The organism is Pseudomonas sp. SC11, from assembly GCF_047039205.1.
GTDB lineage: Bacteria > Pseudomonadota > Gammaproteobacteria > Pseudomonadales > Pseudomonadaceae > Aquipseudomonas > Aquipseudomonas boreofloridensis.
On record NZ_CP178183.1, the window covers coordinates 3,066,524 to 3,083,442 of the forward strand.

The window sequence follows — 16,919 nt, forward strand, 5'->3', positions numbered from 1 at the left end:
CCATGACCACGCAACCGAAAGAGAACTACGTGCACGAGTTCTTCCGCATCTTCTTCGCCAACCGCCAGTTGGTGAAACGGGTGTTCCTGATCTTTGCGGTGATCGCGCTGATCCTGCCGCTGGTGCTCAAGCAGAGCTTCGACATCACCGCCGAGGTCATCGTCCAGTCCAAGAAACTGTCGCAGAGCGACACCAGCTCGTCCCTGGCGCAGCAGGCGGACCAGTTCATCCCGCCGTCGCTGGCCGACATGGAGACCGAAAGCAACATCCTGCGCTCGCCCACGCTGATCCGCCAGACCATCGGCCAGTTGCGCCAGGAAGGCCAGTATCCGGTAGAGCCGGGCCTGCTGCGCCGGACCCTGATCGACCCGCTGCGCCATGCTGTGATCGAGCCGTTGCAACGGGCGCTGGGCAAGAACGTGGCCGACGAGCGCGACACCCAGCTCGACGACCTCACCGACCAGGCGGTCAAGGACCTGAAGGTGGAGACCCTGCCCGGCTCCAACGTCATCTCCATCACCTACAGCGCCGACGACGCCCATGTCGGTACCCTGTTCGTCGCACGTCTGCTGGACAACTTCCTGAAGAACCGCCAGGACCTGCAGTCCAACGAACTGCCCGAGACCTTCTACGAGCAGAAGAAACTGCACTACCAGGCGCGCCTGGACGACCTCGAAGGCCAGCGCCTGGGCCTGCTGACGGCCGTGGCCTCGTCCGATCCCAAAGAGGAGATCACCTTCCGCCTCAACGCGATCAACACCGAGGAACAGGCGCTCAACCTGCAACGTGATCGCCAGTTGGAAAACCAGCAGTGGCTGGACTACCTGCAAACGGCGCTGGCCTCTGCGAGCAAGGCGAAGATGGCCGATTACGCCTTCCCCTACACCTTCACCACCACGGTCGACAACATCGCCTTCGAAGACCGTGAGATCAAGCAACTGGGCGAGCAACTGACCACCCAACTGGCCCGCTACAACGGCGACGCCACGGTGTTCCAGCCCGGCGCCGAGCAAATGGTCATCGCCCGCCAGCAGATCGCCCAACTGCGCGCGCAATTTCTGAAGATCGTCGAGAACCGCATCCGCGAACGCCAGCAGGACCTGGCCGTGACCCAGCAGGTGATCGACCAGAAGACCCAGCGCATCGCCGACTACAAGCAGCGCATCACCGAACTGCGCGAAACCCAGAGCAAGACCCGCCAGCTCGACACCGAGATCGACGCCCTGCACAAGGCCTTCTCCACCTATGCCCAGCGCTACGAGGAAAGCCGTGGCCAGGGCCTGCTCGACGGCAGCCAGTCCAATGCGCGGATTCTCAGCGCGCCCTACGAGCCGGCCAATGCCTCGTTCCCCAAACCGGGCCTGATCATTCCGTTCGGTCTGGTCACCGGGCTGTTGCTGGCCATTGCCCTGGTCTACGTCAAAGAGTTCTTCGACCACCGCTTCAAGCACCCGGCGCAGATCGGCCAGGCGCTGAACCTGCCGGTGCTGCTGGTGATCAACGACCAGAACCCGGCGCAGCCCAATCCGCATAAAGGCTGGTCGTTGCCGCGCCTGCTGCATTGGGTGCGGCATTGAACGCCGCCCTGCCCGCCGCTGGCCGGCCGATCCTGCACCTGCTCGGCAGCGGCGGGTTCTACGGCGCCGAGCGCATGCTCCTGGACCACTGCCTGGCGACCCCTGGTAGGCACCAGGTGCTGTTCCTCGGCGCGCCGGACGCCTTGCTGGCGCGCTTTCGCCAGGCCGGTGTCCAGTGCCAGGTGTGCAACGGCCTGGGCGAAGTGCTCAGGGTGGTGTCGGCGCAGCGCGGGGCCCGGCCGTTGCTCAATAGCCACAACTTCAAGGGGCTGCTGTTCGGCTGGCTGGCGGCCACTGTGTGGCGCTTGCCCTTGGTAACCACCCAGCACGGCTTCACCCCGCGCAGCCGCAAGCAGCGCTTCTACACTTGGCTGAGTCTGCAACTGTGCCGCACGCCGACGGTCACCACCGTGGTGTGCGTGGCCCAGAGCATCGCCCGTATTCACCGCCAGGCCGGGGTGGCCGCCAGCAAGATCCAAGTGATCCCCAATGGCCTGCCGGAGCCCGTCGGCTTGGGCGCGCCCCAGGAGCGGGTCCAAGCGCATGGACACAGCGCACGCACAGGTCACTGGCTGGCAGGCTACGTCGGCCGGCTGTCCAGCGAGAAAGGCCCGGACCTGTTCCTCGACGCGCTGATCCCGCTGTGCCAACGCCAGCCGCACGTGCACGCTGTGATGCTCGGCGAAGGCCCGGAACGCACTGTTTTGCAGGCACGCATCGACGCAGCCGGGCTCAGCGAACGCATCACCCTGCCCGGTTTCCAGCACGACATGCAGGCCTGGATGCAGCGCCTGGATGCCCTGGTGATCAGCTCGCGCACCGAAGGCACGCCGATGATCCTGCTCGAAGCCATGCAGGACGGGGTACCGGTGGTGGCGTTCGGCGTCGGCGGCATCCCAGACGTGATCGAGCACGGGCGCAGCGGCCTGCTCGCCGCGCCGCTCGCGGTCGAGGAACTGGGTGCTCACCTGCAAGCCCTGCTGGACGATCCGCAGCAGGCTGAGGAACTGGTCGCCCGCGCCCGCCAGACCCAACGCGAGCGCCATCACCTGCCCACCCTGGCCCAGCACTGGGCCTTGGTGTACCGAGGTGCCACCCAGGAGGTCGTCGCATGATCGTGCCACTGTCGCTGGTGGGCCTGGCGGCCCTGCTGTCGCTCGGTTTGCTCGCCAGCCCCTACCCCTTCCTCGCTCCGGGCGCCGTGGTCGGCCTGGCCGGTGCGCTGGTGCTGTACCGCAAGCCCGCCTGGGGTCTGCTGGCCATCGCGGCGCTAGTACCGCTCGAAGGTTTGCTCAAGGACAGCCTGGTCTCCGGGGCCAAGCTGATCGGCCTGGGCCTGGTGCTGATCCTCACCCTGCAACTGGCGGTGCGCCAACTGCCGGGCGAGCGCCTGCGCAGCAATCAATGGCGCCTGCTGCTGCCGTTCATGGCCCTGTACCTGCTGAGCCTGTGGACCAGCGACAGCCTGGCCCTGTCGCTGGTGCACCTGCGCGAACTACTGGTGGGGCTGATCGTGTTCGTCATCACCTTGCTGGTGGGCCGTGACCTCAACCTGCCGATGCTGGCCAGGCTGATCACCGTCAGCGTCTGCGTCACCTGCCTGTTCGCCATCTTCTCCACCAAATACCAGGAGCAAGGCCGCGCCTCGGCCATGCTCGATCCCAACGCCTTCGCCCTGCTGATCACCATCGCCATGCCGCTGGGGCTGTGGCTGACGATCAAGACCCGGCAGATCCTGCTCAAGCTGTTCTGGGCTGGCTGCTGCGTGCTGCTGCTGGTGGGCATGACCAAGACCGAGTCGCGCTCGGGACTGGTGGTACTGCTGATCAGCCTGGGCATCGTGCTCTACAACTACCGCGAACAGCTCACCCGCATCCGCCCCCGACACCTGGGCTTCGCCCTGCTCGGCATCGCCGTGGTGCTGCCGCTGGGCGCAGCGCTGATGCCGGCGGGCTACGCCGAGCGCATCGAGTCGCTGATGCTGCTCAAGTCCGGGGTCAACGCGCACCAGGACGAGTCCCTGGGGCGGCGTTCCTCTTACCTGGTGGTCGGCCAGCGCATGATCAGCCACAGCCCATTGCTCGGCACCGGCCCCGGCACCTTCCCGCTGCACTACGCCGACACCGGCTTCTCCAAGGCCTTCGCCCCGGAGAACAGCAAGACCACCGACCTCTACCGCCGCGCCCACAACACCTATCTGGAGCTGTTCAGCGAAACCGGCGTACCGGCCGGGCTGGCCTTCGTCGGCATGATCGCCCTAGCCCTGCGCAATTTCTGGCAGGCCCGCGCGGCCTGGCGCGCGACGGGCGATGTGGCGCGCGCCGACCTGATGACTCACCTGACCATGTGCATGCTGGCCATCGGGCTGTTCCTGATGTTCCTCAGCGCGCCCAGCCACAAATACCTGTGGATGATGCTGGCGCTGTCCAGCGTGCTGCTGCGCCAGGCCCGTGAACCCCAGCTGGCGGAGGCCAAGGCATGAGTGTGGTCAGCATCGTCATCCCCATGTTCGACGAAGCCCGGCACATTGGCCGGACCTTGGATGCCGCGCGCCAGGCCGCGCGTTTCGCGGGGCTGGAGTGCGAGCTGATCGTGGTCGACAACGGTTCGCGCGACAACGGACCGGCGATCGCCCACCGCCATGGCGCGCAGGTGCTGAGCCTGCCGGGCGTGTCCATCGGCGCACTGCGCAACCGCGGCGCCGACGTCAGCCGTGGCGAGTGGCTGGCGTTCGTCGACGCCGACATCGAGGTGCCCGCCAACTGGCTGGCCTTGCTGATGGACCTGCAACAGCAGGAGCGCGGCGACGTCTTCGCCCTGGACTGCGCCACCCCAGGCCAGGCGCCGTGGTTCGCCCACGCCTGGCAACGCCGTACCCTGCGCAGCGGCCAGCCGGTGCAGTCGCGCACCTGGCTGCCGACGCCGAATCTGCTCATGCGCCGCACTTGGTTCGTCCAGGTGGGCGGCTTCGACGAGGCCCTGCGCACCGGTGAGGACAAGGACTTCACCCTGCGTCTGCACGAGGCTGGGGCGCGGCTGCGCCTGGTGTGCCAACCGGCGGTGCTGCATTGGGGCTTCGAGGGCAGTTGGGGCGAATGGCTGGGCAAGGAGCTGTGGCGCCAGGGCAGTCACCTGCAACTGTTGCGCAGCCACGGCGCCAGCTTACGGTTGCTGCGCTTTCCGCTGCTGTCGCTGGGCGTGTGGTTGATCGACGCGCTCGCGCTCTCGGCGCTGCTGTGCGGGTTCGCCGGCCTGGCCCTGGGGTTGCTGCTTGGCGGCGCCCTACCCGCCGTGGCCCTGGCGGTGCGCCAGAGCCTGCGCCAGCGCGATGCCCTGTTCACCCTGCAACTCTTTATTCTGCACTGGCTGCGCCTGCACATCGCCGGTGCGGCCTTCGTGCTCAGTCTGCTCAACCGCAGCGCAAGGAGGCCCGCCCGTGGCTGAGTTCATCTTCTGGCTGTGCCTGTCGCTGCCCCTGTACGCCTGGGTCGGCTATCCGCTGCTGCTGTCGCTGGCCGCGCCGTTGTTCCCCAGGCGCAGGCGCGCAGCGCTGCCCGCCCAACGGGTCAGCGTGGTGATCGCCGCACACAACGAGCAACGCCATATCCAGGCCAAGCTCAACAGCGTGCTGAACCAGGATTACCAGGCCGCCGAGTTGCAGGTGCTGGTGGCCAGCGACGGGTCCAGCGACCAGACCGTGGCGCTGGCGCGGGCCTTGAACGACCCCCGGGTGCAGGTGCTCGACCTGCCGCGCCTGGGCAAACCCGGCGCGCTGAACGCGGCGGTGGCGCACTGTCGGGGCGACATCCTGGTCTTCACCGATGCCGACAATCAATGGGCCGGCAACACCCTGGGCCTGCTGCTGGCGCCCTTCGCCGATGCTGACGTAGGTGCCAGCGCCGGGCACATGATCATCCCCGACCCCGGCAAAGGCCTGAGCCTGGGCGACAGCCTGTACCGCCACTACGAGGCGTGGGTGCGTAAGGTGGAAAACCGCACCGGCTGCATGGTTTCGGCCGACGGCGCACTGCTGGCCCTGCGTCGCGCGCTGTTCCAACCGATCCCGCCGCAGGTCAACGACGACTTCCACATCAGCACCTGTGCGCCGGTGGCGGGCAAACGCATCGTCTACGTGGCGCAGGCGATCGTCCTCGACCAGGGCGTCGACGAGGCCGACAAGCAGTTCCGCCGTCGCCAGCGGGTCACCGTCGGCGGTCTGCAGAGCCTGGCTGCGCGCCGCGAACTGCTCAATCCCCTGCGCCACGGCCTGTACGCCATCGCCCTGATCAGCCACAAGCTGATCCGCCGCCTGGCCCCGGTGTTGCTGCTGCCGCTGCTGCTGGCCAACCTGTGCCTGATCGGCCAATCGCCCTTCTACCAACTGACCCTCGCGCTGCAGGTGCTGGGCTACGGCGCGGCGCTGGCGGGCCTGCTGTACCCCGCGGCGCGCCCGCCCAAAGTGCTGCGCCTGGCGGCGTTCGTGCTGGTGACCCTGGCCGGCATGTGCGTGGGCCTGTGGCAATTCCTGCGCGGGCACAGCTACAAGCAGTGGAACCCCGACCAGAATCGATGAGCGATGGACATGCCGATCAAGACCCGGATCAAACAGGCCAGTGGCTGGCTCTACCTCAGATCGCCCCAAGGGCGCGCCGAATTGCGCGGCGCCGGGGTGATCCTGATGCTGCACCGGGTACTGGCCGATGACGCCAGTGCGGCGCTGCCTCATCGCAACGAGCTGTGCGTCGGTCCGCGCGCCTTCGAGCGCCTGCTGCGCTGGCTGCCACGGCACTTCGACTGCGTCGGGCTCATGGACCTGCTGCAGCCTCACGGCCGCCCACGCGACGACCAGCGCCCGAAACTCGCCCTGACCTTCGATGACGGCTGGCGCGACAACGCCAGCCACGCCTTCGCCTTGCTGCACCAGTACCAGACCCCGGCGAGCATCTTCCTGTCCACCGACTACATCGGCAGCCGCCAGCGCTTCTGGTGGGAGAGCGTCGGCGAAACCCTGTGGGGCAGCCATGGCGAACCCGCCCGACGCGCCCTCATGGACGCTTTGCACGACCTCGGCCGCCCGCTACCGCCCGCTGCGGCGCTGGCCGAGCAGACGCCCGCGCGCAGCCTGGCCCTGGCGCATTACCTGCAAAGCCTCAAGACCCTCGATTCAGCGACCCTGCTGCAGTTGACCGACGCCTGCCCCGCAGACGCCCTGCCCCAGGCCATGGACTGGCATCAAGTACGCCAACTGGAAGCGTCCGGCCTGGTGCGCTTCGGCCCCCACGGAGCCAGCCATGCGCTGCTGCCGGGCCTGGACGACAACGGCCTGGACGCGGAGATCCAGCGCAGCCACCACGCCTTGCAGCAAGGCTGTCGCCAGCCGCTGCCGGTGTACTGCTACCCCAATGGCGACCATGACCCACGCGTACGCGCGCGCATCGCCGCCCACCACTACCCCTTTGCCCTGAGCACCCGCCCCGGCATCTGCCAGGGACGGGACGATGCCCTGGCGCTGCCACGCATCGGCGTCAGTCAGCGCAGCGCCAGCCACCCTTCGCTGCTGGGCTGGCGTATCGCCCGGGGCAGCCGCCCATGAGCCGCAACCACTACCTGCGCCACCTGGCGCTGAGCATGGGCACCAAGCTGGCGATGATCGCCCTGCGCCTGCTGCGCAATGTGTTGCTGGCGCGGATCCTCGGCCCCAGCGAGCGCGGCCTGTTCGCCCTGCTCAGCACCCTGCCCGAGCTGATCAGCGCCGCCACCAGCGGCGGCTTGAACAGTGCCCTGGGTTACCAGGCGGCCAAGCAGCGCGACATGGGCCTGCTGCTGGCCCAGGTGCTGATCTACGGCTGCCTGCTGGCCGGCCTGCTGACCTTGGCCTGCGTGGCGCTGGTGCGCACCTTCGGCGGCGAACTGGACATCACCCTGCAACTGGGCCTGCTGGCCTGGCTGTTGCTGCTGGCGGTGCCGATGACGGTGCTCAAGAGCGGGCTGCTGACCCTGCACAACGCCAGCGGCGACGTCGGCGCCTTCAACCTGCTGCGCCTGAGCGAATCGCTGGCGCCGCTGCTGCTGTTTCTCGGGCTGTTCTGGATGTGGCGCGAACAGGCGCTCGAGGCGGCGCTGATCAGCTGGCTGGCCGGCATCGCGCTGGTGCTGGTGCTCGGCCTGTGGTGGCTGCGCCGCCAGCACCCCTTGCGCCTGCGCTGGGACCGCAGCGGCCAGCGCGAACTGCTCGCCTACAGCGCCAAGAGCCACCCGGACCTGCTCTGTCAGCAACTGATCCTGCGCGCCGACTACCTGTTCATCGGCGCCCTGCTCGGCAGCACCGCACTGGGCCATTACGCCATGGCCAGCGCCGCTGCCGAACTGCTGTTGATCGTGCCCGAGGCGGTCACCACGCCGCTGATGAAACGCCTGCTGCAACAGGACGCCGGCATGGAAAAGCTGACGCCGCTGGCCCTGCGCCTGACCGCCACGGTGATGCTCGGTGCCTGCCTGGGCATGGCGCTGATCGGCGACTGGCTGATCGTCACCTTGTTCGGCATCGCCTACCAGCCGGCTTATCCCGCGCTGCTGGCCTTGCTGCCGGGCCTGCTGGGGCTGTGCTACGCGAGCATCCTGCGCCTGGACCTGCTGGGCAAGAACCGTCCTGGCGCGGTGTCGCTGATGATGGCGGCCGGCGCTGCGCTCAACCTGCTGCTCAACCTGCTGCTGATTCCTCACTGGGGCATCGTCGGCGCGGCCGCGGCGTCCTCCATCGCCTACCTGGCGGTGACCCTGGCCATGCTGGTGCTGTACTGCCGGCTCAGCGACGTGCCGCTGTGGCACACGCTGATCATGCTGCCCAGCGACTGCATCCCATTGCGCCAGTTGCTGCAACGGAGGCCGGCATGAAGCGCTGGCTGCTGCTGATGGTCCTGGGTGCGCCATGGCTCCAGGCCGCCGAGCTGCAATGGGGCGACATCCGCGACGGCAGCCTGTACCTGCAACCGAGCGCCGAAGACACCCTGCTGGTGCGCTGGCGCCCAGCCTGGCAGGCCGATGCCAACAGCGAGCACCTGTACCTGCTCGACGGCCACGGGCAACTGCGCGGCGAGCGCCGCATCGCCGCCGCCGAGGTGCGTGGCGAGCAGCGCTGGCCGCTGACGCCCGGCGCCGGACCGTACCGTCTGGAAGTGCCAGGCTACAGTTTTCGCGATTACCAGGCCGAGCACGCGGACAGCACCGGCGCGCAGTTCGCCCCGGCCAAGGTGCACTTCAGCGCCGAGGTCGGGCCGGACGTGACCCTGTACTTCCGGGTCAAGGCGGGCGAACAGGCCACCCTGGCCGGCAAGTACCACGGCGGCGTGCGCGGCCTCTGGGCCCAGCGCCTGAGCGATGGCCAGCAGGTGAACCTGACGCTCAAGCCTTACCCGGCCTACTGGCAGTTCGACCAGCACGCGCTGCCGAGCAGTCGCCGCGACGAAACCTGGCGCTTGCGCCTGCAAGGGCGCGGTAAGGCGGCGTTCTGGCTCGACGGCAGCGCCAACCTGTTCGCCCAGCGCACCGAGGACCTGAGCGACGTGCCCGACCTGCCCGGTCAAGTGCACCTGCGCCTACAGGCCAAGGTGATCGGACGCACGCCGCTGCTGGGGCTGAACCTGCCCTATGTTTTGCCACCGCCGTCCAGTTTCGCCGTGCTCGATGCGCTGCGCCCGCAGGCGGCCGGCTACTACAGTTTCATGGACGTACTGGCGCGTCAGCCTGATTACGAGGACGCCTGGCGGCGCCTGTATCAAGAGCGTTTCGCCATTGGCCAGGACATCACCCTGCTGGCCGGTACCGGCCGGCGCGCCGACCTGGCGGCCGACCGCACCAGCCACGACGGTTTGCAGGCCTGGCTGGCCGCCACCGCGCGGCTGGGCGGCAAGGGCCTGCACTACCTGGCCTTCGCCGACGAGCCCAACCTCAACTATCGCGACTACGCCAGCTACCGCGATTTCTTCAGCGCCATGGCCGCACGCGTGCGCGCCTGGCCTGGCGCTCGCGAAGCGGGCGTGCGCATCGCCATGCCCGCCTCCTCGCGTCTGATCGGCGGGCCGTTCACCCGCGCCAGTCAGCAGCGCCGCGGCCTGGACTGGGCGCGCCGCCTGCTGGAGGAACAGGGCGCGCAGATCGACGCCCTGGCCTGGCATGAGTGGATGGTGCGCGACCTGCTGGCCACCCGCAGCTACCGCGACAGTGTGCGCCAGGCCGCCGACCTGGTCGGCCTCGACGCCCAGGGTCGACCGCGCAAGGCGCTACTGATCGACCAGACCAACCTGTCCAGCGGCTCGACCCTCAGCCCCTACGAGCAGAACACCCACTACGCCGGCCTGTGGTGGGCCTCGGTGGTGATCAACGCCTCGTCCGACGGCCTGCTGGACATGCTCAACTGGTTTCACGTCGCCGACGAGCCGCAGTGGCCCAAGGGCATGGTCCGTGTGCTCGGTGAAACGCGCTTCGAGCTCAAGCCGGTGGGCCTGGCCCAGCAGTTCATCCAGCGCCATTGGCTGACCCAGGTGCTGGCCTTGGACAACGACGCCTTCGAGGTCGACGCCCTGGCCATGGCCGACGGTCGCCAGCGCAGCCTGCTGGGGGTGAACAAGGCCGACCGGCAGCAACAGGTCGAACTGTCCCTGGAGCGCTGCCCCAGCGGGCAGTTGGAGCTGTTCGGCCCCGACAACCGCCCGCGCGTTGGCCGTTTCGACTGCCGCCAGGGGCGCCTGAGTTTTCAACTGCCAGGGCAGACGCTGTTCGCCCTGACCTGGAACGCGTCGTAAGACGCTGGACGAGCCGTCACCCACCGGAGGAAGCATGCGTGCACTGAGCAAGATCCGCGAACGCATCCAGCGCAAGGGCCTGCGCAACACCCTGGCCAGCGCCTGGCGGCGCTACGTTTTCTATCATTGGGAACTGTTGTGGATGCAGCGCGACCTGCAGGCTCCCGTGCCGCCGCACCGGCTCAAGCCCTACCCGCCACTGCGCCTGGAAAACATCAGCGTGACCAACGTCAGGGCTTTCGCCCGGTATTTCGGCGACCGCGTCGAGACCATGCGCGAACTTGCCGGCGAAGGCCATACCGGGCTGATGTTCCTCGACGACGAAGGCGATGCGGTCGCCTTCATCTGGGGCAGCGCCCGGCATTACCACGACCGCCATTACTACGGCTGCTGGTTCCCGGTAGGCCCGGGCGAGTTCTTCGAGTTCGGCGGCGAACTGATCCGTCGTTACTGGGGCACGCGACTGTCGGTGGACCTGCAGGTGGCGCTGTGGCAAGCCATGGCCGCGCAGGGCTGCACGACCGTGGTGGACGTCTGCGAACAACACAACATCCCGGCGCTCAAGCTGCACCTGCGCATGGGCTATCAGGAGCAAGGTCGCATCATGCATGTCTACTGCCTGTTCGGGCGCTGGAAGTTCTTCCGCGAAAGCCGCTATCGCGACTCGCGCCTGGCGCCGCTGCGCAAGCACGCCGCGCAACACACCACGGCCACGGCGTCCTGAGCGGTGGCCCTACAATTGAGTTGGTGCGCCTCGCTGTGCACCCCGAGCTTTCCGGCGGCCGGCTACGAAGCGCTGCGCCAGCGCGTGGCCGCCAGCACGCCCTTCAATCACCTGGGCTGGCTGCGCGCCGCCGAAGCGGCGTTGCAGCCGGGGCAGCAGTTGCAGGTGTTGCTCGGCCACCTCGACGGACGCCTGTGCCTGTGCCTGCCCCTGGTACGCGAACGCCAGCCGCTGGGGCCGTTGAACGTGCCGGTGGTGCGCCACCTGGGCCATCCGCTGAGCGACCGGATCGCCCTGCTGCTGGACCTGCCGGTCAGCCACGCCGGTGCGGTACTCAAGGCCATCCGTGGCAGGCTGCCGCACGCCCTGCTGCAACTGAGCGAAGTGCCAGACGGCGACAGCGACTGGCTGCAACAGTGGGCCGCCGCCAGCTCGACCTTCGAGCGCCGCCTGACCTGCCGCGTGCCGGTGCACCGTATCAGCCAGGCCGACCGCCAGGAGATCAGCGGCGACCCGCGTTACAAGCTGCGCCGTGCGCGCAAGCGCATCGCCGCCTGCGGCGCACAGGTACGCCGGATCATGCCGACGCGCGCTGACATCGAGCACTGGCTCGATGCGGTGAGCGCCGTCGAGGCGGCCAGTTGGAAAGGCGATGACGAGGTGGGCATCTTCAGTGGCCCCCTGCGCCGCCAATGGATGTACCAGGCCTTCACGGCGCTGGCCGCCGAGGGCCTGGTGTGTCTGGTGCTGCTGGAACTGGACGGGCGCTGCATCAGCTATCGCCTGGGCCTGCTCGAACGGGGTCGGGTGTATGACTACAACCTGGCCTTCGTCCCCGAACAGCGCGACCTGGGCAGCGGCCGGGTGCTGCTCGAAGAGTGGATTCACTGGGGCCTGGACGACGGCTGGAGCTGGGTCGACGCGTCGCGGGTGAGCCTGGAGAACTCCAGCCACCAACTGCACGAACGCCAGACCGGACAACTCGAGCAATGGCGCCTGAGCTGCTACAGCTGGCGCCTCGACGGCATCGCCCTGGGCCTGGCCCTGCGCGCCTGGCGCTGGCTCAAGCGCCGGCGTAAACCCGACACCCCTTCCCCCCCAGCACAGGAGCGCGCCGATGCCATTGCGGGTCATAGTCAACGCTGACGATTTCGGCCTGGACGACGAAGTCAACGCCGTCATCGTCCGGGCCTTCCAGACCGGGCTGATCAGTTCGGCGACGCTGATGGCCAACATGCCGGCCTTCGAGGCGGCGTGCGAACTGGCGCAACAACCGACGCTCGCCGGGCGCATCGGCCTGCACGTCAACCTCACCTACGGCTCGCCGTTGAGCCGGGCGATTCGCGCCGAACGGCGGCTGTGCGATGCCCAAGGCGGGTTCGACCTGCAACTGCGCCAGCGCACCCTGCGCCTGTCACCCGGTGAGCGCGAGGCCGTGCGCCAGGAGCTCGATGCCCAGTGGCAACGCTGTCTGGCCCATGGCGTCAGGCCCAGTCACCTGGATTCGCACCAGCACGTGCACAATATCTGGCCGGTCGGCGACGTGGTGGCGCGCTTCGCCCGCGAGCAGGGCGTGCCAGTGCGCCTGGCGCGCAACATCGGCGCCAACATCGGCCCGCTCAAGCGGGTGTTCAAGACCCTGCTCAACCGCCGCCTGAAACAGCTGTGCGCGGTGACCGCCGACCATGTCTGCACGCCACTGGACCTCAAGCACGGTCTGGCGCCGAGCCACGGCGTGCTGGAGGTGGTGGCGCATCCCAGTGCGCTGGACAGGCATGACTTCGGCGACGCCTATCTGCCACCGGGCGAATCGCTGGTGCAACTGCTGGACCAGCACCTGTCAGGCGTCGAGCGAGTGGGCTACGCCGGGCTGGGGGATCGCTGAGGCGGGTGCCCTCTATCTACCACCGCGCGTCGCTGGGCGTGGCGTCTCCTGTGGCCTTCCCGAACAGGAGACCGGCCCATGCCTTCGAGCGCTACCCATCCCCACCAGCACTTCCTTGCCGCCCGGCTGCCCGCCTGGGCCGCGACGCTGCATGCGGCCCACTGGCAGGCCCTGGGCGCATGCCTCACACCGCCCCAGGGCGAACCTAGTGCCGAGGCCGACTGGTTCGCCAACGCAGCGCCTGCTTTGCGCGAAGCGCTGCTGTCGAGCCAGTCGCGCCTGGACGCTGCGCGCCATCGACTGGCCGAAGCGTTGACCGGCCTGGAGCAGATCAGCGCCTTCGCCGAACCTCGACTCGGCGAGCGTCTGCGCGAGGAACACCAGTTCGCGGCCCCTTTGCGCAGTACGGAACTGATCTGGCTGCATCATCTGTTCACCCACGACGTCTACGTCACCACCCATGAGCGCCGTTCGCTGCTGGAAGCGGCGCTGCATAATTTCGCCGCCGACGTCAGCTTCAGCGCTGACAGCGCCCTGGCGCTCGAAGGCCATGCCACACGGCGGGCCGTCACGGTCATCGGTAAAACCACCCTGGGCGACAGTGAAACCCTGGTGGACATCCCGTTGCACTCCGAGCAGTTCGAGATCACGGCATTGCCCTTGTCCCCCGCCGATTTCGCCGACACGTGCCGACGCCTCGACCTGGGCGGGCAGTATCAGGCGCACTTGGACAGCCACTTCGCTGCACCCGCGGTTCGCCCCGCCGCCATTGCCCTGTACCAGCACAGCCTGCGCGCCAGCGCCGAGCTGGCTCATGTGCGGCACCAGATCAGCGGCGCTGCACTGGACGCCGTGCAGCGACTGATCGACGGACAGCACGGGATCACCTGCCAGCAACTGGAGCTGTTCGGTGTGAGGCTGCACGAGGCATTGCTGATCGAGGCGGGCGATGCCGGCCTGCTGCTCTCCCTGCCCGGTCACGAAACGATGCTGCGTCAGTTCGACGGCCTCGAGGCGGTGCGCACGCACCTGCAACAGGCCTTGCTGGCACCGGCCTCACGCCAGGCGTTCAGCGCCTACGTCGACAAAGACCAATGGGGCGCTTTGCTCGACCGCGCACAGCAGAACCTCGACAGTGGGCACAGTGGCATGGACCAGGCCTGGAGCCTGGCCGCCGACGCCGATCTGCACCTGCGTGTGCTGGGCATCGACACATCGCTGTTCGACTTCCTCTTCGACGACCATGTGGCGCGGCTCAAAGCCGAAGCGCGCCTGCTCGCCGTGCCCACCGCCGAAGCCGACGAGCAGGCGCGTAAACATCGCCTGGCGCTGTGGCAGAGCCTGGGCCTCAACGCGCTGATGGCCGCTGGATTCTTCGTCCCCGCAGTAGGCGGCCTGATGCTGCTGGTCACCGCGTATCAGTTGCTCGACGAGGTGTACGCCGGTTACCAGGCCTGGAGCGTGGGCGATCGCCGAGAAGCCTTGCAGCACCTGGAAACCACTGGCCTGAACCTGGCGCTGATCGCCGGACTCGGCGCTGCAGGTGCCGTGGCCGGCAAGCTCGCCAGCACACCGCTGATGGAGCGCTTGATGCCCGTCGATCTGGCCGATGGCACGCAACGCCTGTGGTTGCCCGACCTGACGGGCTACCGCAGTCAGGTCGAACTGCCGCAAGGGCTGACCGCCAATGCCCGAGGTCAGTTCGTCGACCAGGGACGCCACTTCATCCGCCTCGATGGCCAGTTGTACGAGCAGCGCCTGGACCCGGTCCTGCAACGTTGGCGCCTGGTCCACCCAGACGACGCGCACGCCTACGCCCCCTTGTTGGAGCACAACGGCGACGGCGCCTGGCGCGTCGAGCATGAACAGCCGCAGGCGTGGGATGTACACAAGCTGGTACAGCGGCTGGGTCCAGCCTTGGCCGATATCAGCGAAGCCGAGGCGCTCATGGCCTTGGACATTACCGGGCTGAACAGCGCTGCGTTGCGTGAGATCCACCTCAACAACCTGCCAACACCGCCGTTGCTGGCCGACACCCTGGAGCGCCTGAAGATCGCGCGAGACGTGGCAGCCGATCTGCCCGGCCAGACGGCACAGGCCTGGGTAGACGCCATCGCCGAGCGCTATGGCGCTGTGACCATCGATACCGATTCCGCGCGTCTGCTGGATCGCTACCCCGACGTGCCTGCACCCCTGGCGCGGCGGCTGGTGAACGCCCTACCGGCCGAAGAACGTGCCCTGTGGCGCAGCACCGATACGCTGCCCCCGTCGCTACGACAGGCACTCGACCGGCTGCGCTGCGAGCTGCCGCTGGCGCGTGGCCTCGAAGGTTTACACCTGCCCATCCTGGCGGGGGAATCCAGCGAGCGCCTGCTGTTCGCCAGCCTTACCCGCCTGCCGGACTGGCCGCAGGACCTGCGCCTGGCGTTGCGCGCTGCCAGCCCGCACGGTGCACTGCTACGCGAGTGCGGCGTGCCCTTGGCACCGCGCCGGCTGCGCCTGATCAAGTCGGCGACGGGCTACGAGGCCGACCTGGGCGAACGCCCAGCACCGGGCAGGGTCAGCCACGACCTGCTCGAAGCGTTGCTGTGGACCCTGCCGCAGGAGTTGGGCACCACGCTCGCCCAAGGCGGTGCAGATGCGCTACGTGTACGCTTGCGCACACTGATCGGCGCTGCCCGAGGCACCTTCAGGCAGCGTCTGCTCGCCCCGGAGCACCCAGGTTGGCGCAGTCGACTACGCCTGCTGGGCGGCCTGGACCCGACGCCGCAGCGACCCGACGATTTCTCCCACCACTCGCTGGCCTCACGCTTGCGGCGGCTGTACCCGTTGGCCAGCCTGGAAGACGCCCAACGGACCCTGCGCGACTGGCAGGCCGCGCTGCGTGTACCTGAGATCGAAGTGGCGCGCCTGGAGGCCCGCCTGCGCGACCTGCAGGCGCAACTGAGCAGTTGGGCAGGCACCTCGACCCGGCGCCAGCGAGCCATGCAGCGCATCGTCGACGCCCAACGCGGCAGCTCGATCGTCAGGCTGATGGACGGTACTGCCCAGCACGTGCTGGACCTTTCCGGCATCGGCCTGGACAACGCGAGCCTGGAAAGCCTGGTCCTGCCAGACGATTTTCGCCACATCACCGAGCTGGACCTGACCCACAGCGCCGCCCTCAGCCGCCTGCCCGAGCACTGGCTGCAACGCTTTCCGGCGCTGCAGCGCCTGAAGCTACGGGGTTGCGGCTTCTCCCGCGTGCCACGGCTGACCCGGCCAGAGGCGCTGGTCTGGCTGGAAATGGACCGCAATCCGATCACCTGGGACCCCGCTCAGCAAGCAGACTTCGACCGCTACCTCAACCTGCGCGTGGTGGACTTCTCCGACTGCCCGCTGACCCGCGCCCCCGACCTGTCCCGCCACGTACAGATCCGCACGCTGTACATGGACAATTGCCTGCTGTCGACGCTGCCTACGGGCTTGCAGCATCTGCTCGATCCGCTGCTGCTGGACTTTTCCCGCAATCCGCTGCAAACGCTACCGCCGGCCTTCGCCCTGCCCGACCGGATCGCGCGCACCCTGCGCCTGGAAAGCGAAACCCTCAGCGCGGTCGCTGCCGAACAGATCGACGCCTTCTACCGCGCCACAGGCATCGACCTGCTGGTGCCGGACAGTGATTACGAGGAATTGCTGGCCGAAGCGAACGACGCCCAGCTGGGCATTTGGTCGCGGCTGCCACTGGCCTGGCGCCGCGATCTGCGCGAACTGCTCGAAAGCGACCGTTACCTGGACGGCCTGCCCCACACCCGCACCGAGACCTGGCGGCGTCTGGAACGGCAGGACCAGGACCGGTACTACCGACGGCGGGTCCTGGCCCAACCGGCGATCAATCTGCTGGACCGCCCGATCGAGCAAAGCTGATCGCAGGCGCCGGCCTGCTGCCGTGC

At 68.1% G+C, this 16,919-nt stretch carries 12 protein-coding genes; all 12 read left to right on the forward strand.

The features are described 5' to 3' along the window. Positions 1–2: 2 nt before the first annotated feature. The 12 genes from ACK2SD_RS13635 (at position 3) to ACK2SD_RS13690 (ending at position 16,893) form a co-directional block, all read left to right on the forward strand. On the forward strand, positions 3–1,577 hold the full coding sequence (locus ACK2SD_RS13635) for a GumC family protein (protein ID WP_039577546.1): 1,575 nt from the start codon (positions 3–5) through the stop codon (positions 1,575–1,577). Then, a complete protein-coding gene (locus ACK2SD_RS13640; protein ID WP_412460021.1) occupies positions 1,574–2,692 on the forward strand; it encodes a glycosyltransferase family 4 protein in 1,119 nt (372 codons plus the stop codon). The genes ACK2SD_RS13635 and ACK2SD_RS13640 overlap by 4 nt, the downstream gene beginning before the upstream one ends. Continuing rightward, entirely contained in the window at positions 2,689–4,059 is a 1,371-nt protein-coding gene (locus tag ACK2SD_RS13645; protein WP_317870662.1) for an O-antigen ligase family protein, read from the forward strand. Before ACK2SD_RS13640 ends, ACK2SD_RS13645 begins: the two co-directional genes overlap by 4 nt. Beyond that, positions 4,056–5,021, forward strand: coding sequence for a glycosyltransferase (locus ACK2SD_RS13650; RefSeq protein ID WP_412460022.1), 966 nt, complete (start codon positions 4,056–4,058; stop codon positions 5,019–5,021). Before ACK2SD_RS13645 ends, ACK2SD_RS13650 begins: the two co-directional genes overlap by 4 nt. After that, positions 5,014–6,150 (forward strand): glycosyltransferase, encoded by a 1,137-nt coding sequence (locus ACK2SD_RS13655; protein WP_412460023.1) that lies wholly within the window; start codon positions 5,014–5,016, stop codon positions 6,148–6,150. The genes ACK2SD_RS13650 and ACK2SD_RS13655 overlap by 8 nt, the downstream gene beginning before the upstream one ends. A gap of 9 nt (positions 6,151–6,159) precedes the next feature. Further along, positions 6,160–7,170, forward strand: coding sequence for a polysaccharide deacetylase family protein (locus ACK2SD_RS13660; protein ID WP_412460024.1), 1,011 nt, complete (start codon positions 6,160–6,162; stop codon positions 7,168–7,170). Beyond that, complete coding sequence (locus ACK2SD_RS13665; RefSeq protein WP_412460025.1) at positions 7,167–8,471, forward strand: lipopolysaccharide biosynthesis protein; 1,305 nt, start codon at positions 7,167–7,169, stop codon at positions 8,469–8,471. The genes ACK2SD_RS13660 and ACK2SD_RS13665 overlap by 4 nt, the downstream gene beginning before the upstream one ends. Next, complete coding sequence (locus tag ACK2SD_RS13670) at positions 8,468–10,378, forward strand: hypothetical protein (RefSeq protein WP_412460026.1); 1,911 nt, start codon at positions 8,468–8,470, stop codon at positions 10,376–10,378. The genes ACK2SD_RS13665 and ACK2SD_RS13670 overlap by 4 nt, the downstream gene beginning before the upstream one ends. Before the next feature lie 34 nt (positions 10,379–10,412). Beyond that, on the forward strand, positions 10,413–11,102 hold the full coding sequence (locus ACK2SD_RS13675) for an N-acetyltransferase family protein (RefSeq protein WP_412460027.1): 690 nt from the start codon (positions 10,413–10,415) through the stop codon (positions 11,100–11,102). A gap of 3 nt (positions 11,103–11,105) precedes the next feature. Further along, on the forward strand, positions 11,106–12,248 hold the full coding sequence (locus ACK2SD_RS13680) for a GNAT family N-acetyltransferase (protein WP_039577526.1): 1,143 nt from the start codon (positions 11,106–11,108) through the stop codon (positions 12,246–12,248). After that, entirely contained in the window at positions 12,220–12,987 is a 768-nt protein-coding gene (locus ACK2SD_RS13685; protein WP_412460028.1) for a carbohydrate deacetylase, read from the forward strand. Before ACK2SD_RS13680 ends, ACK2SD_RS13685 begins: the two co-directional genes overlap by 29 nt. A 78-nt stretch (positions 12,988–13,065) precedes the next feature. Next, positions 13,066–16,893, forward strand: a complete 3,828-nt coding sequence (locus tag ACK2SD_RS13690; protein WP_412460029.1) for a dermonecrotic toxin domain-containing protein — start codon at positions 13,066–13,068, stop codon at positions 16,891–16,893. The last annotated feature ends 26 nt before the right edge of the window (positions 16,894–16,919 follow it).

What these genes read in the sequence shown, in the direction of transcription:
- ACK2SD_RS13635 (WP_039577546.1), top strand. Translation starts at nt 3, where the DNA reads ATGACCACGCAACCGAAAGAGAACTACGTGCACGAGTTCTTCCGCATC.
- ACK2SD_RS13645 (WP_317870662.1), top strand. Translation starts at nt 2,689, where the DNA reads ATGATCGTGCCACTGTCGCTGGTGGGCCTGGCGGCCCTGCTGTCGCTC.
- ACK2SD_RS13650 (WP_412460022.1), top strand. Translation starts at nt 4,056, where the DNA reads ATGAGTGTGGTCAGCATCGTCATCCCCATGTTCGACGAAGCCCGGCAC.
- ACK2SD_RS13660 (WP_412460024.1), top strand. Translation starts at nt 6,160, where the DNA reads ATGCCGATCAAGACCCGGATCAAACAGGCCAGTGGCTGGCTCTACCTC.
- ACK2SD_RS13665 (WP_412460025.1), top strand. Translation starts at nt 7,167, where the DNA reads ATGAGCCGCAACCACTACCTGCGCCACCTGGCGCTGAGCATGGGCACC.
- ACK2SD_RS13670 (WP_412460026.1), top strand. Translation starts at nt 8,468, where the DNA reads ATGAAGCGCTGGCTGCTGCTGATGGTCCTGGGTGCGCCATGGCTCCAG.
- ACK2SD_RS13675 (WP_412460027.1), top strand. Translation starts at nt 10,413, where the DNA reads ATGCGTGCACTGAGCAAGATCCGCGAACGCATCCAGCGCAAGGGCCTG.
- ACK2SD_RS13685 (WP_412460028.1), top strand. Translation starts at nt 12,220, where the DNA reads ATGCCATTGCGGGTCATAGTCAACGCTGACGATTTCGGCCTGGACGAC.
- ACK2SD_RS13690 (WP_412460029.1), top strand. Translation starts at nt 13,066, where the DNA reads ATGCCTTCGAGCGCTACCCATCCCCACCAGCACTTCCTTGCCGCCCGG.